Here is a 510-nt window from a genome sequence, read left to right as displayed (position 1 = left end):
CCCCAGCCGCTATGGCTGGCGCGCGGCCTATGGCGGGATCGGCTTGCTCGGCTGCATCAGTTTCGTGTTGTTGCTGCTACGCCTGCCGGCGGGCCTCAAAGGCACGCCGGTGGATTTGAAGACCTGGAGCGCGGTTGCCCGCAGCAGGACGGTTTTGCTCTTGCTCGCGATCACGATGCTGCAAATGTCCGGGCAGTTCGCGGTGTTCACCTTCATGGGGCCGCTGCTGAAGAAGCTGACCGGGGCAAGCCCCGATGCGATCGGCATGGTGTTCGCCATCTACGGTGTCTGCGGCTTCCTCGGCGTCGCCATTGCAACCCGCATCGTCGACACCTGGGGGCCGTACCGAACGTCGCTCCTGTTCACCTGCCTCGTGCTTGCAGGTATCACCGGATGGGCGCTGAGCGCCGGCACGCTCGCGATCATGGCGGGCGCGGTCGCGATCTGGGGCCTTGGCTTTGCCTCGACCAATTCGATGCAGCAGGTGCGGCTGGTCGCGGCCGCCCCACC

General features: G+C 66.1%; 1 protein-coding gene. It reads left to right on the top strand.

Annotation, left to right across the window (positions count from 1 at the left end; genetic code table 11):
* A partial coding sequence (locus PMI42_RS00010) for an MFS transporter (protein WP_008129328.1) occupies window positions 1–510 on the top strand: 510 nt, incomplete at both ends.

The sequence above is a fragment of the Bradyrhizobium sp. YR681 genome (genome assembly GCF_000282615.1).
Classification (GTDB): Bacteria; Pseudomonadota; Alphaproteobacteria; order Rhizobiales; family Xanthobacteraceae; genus Bradyrhizobium.
This window is presented reverse-complemented; position numbering and strand designations above follow the sequence as displayed.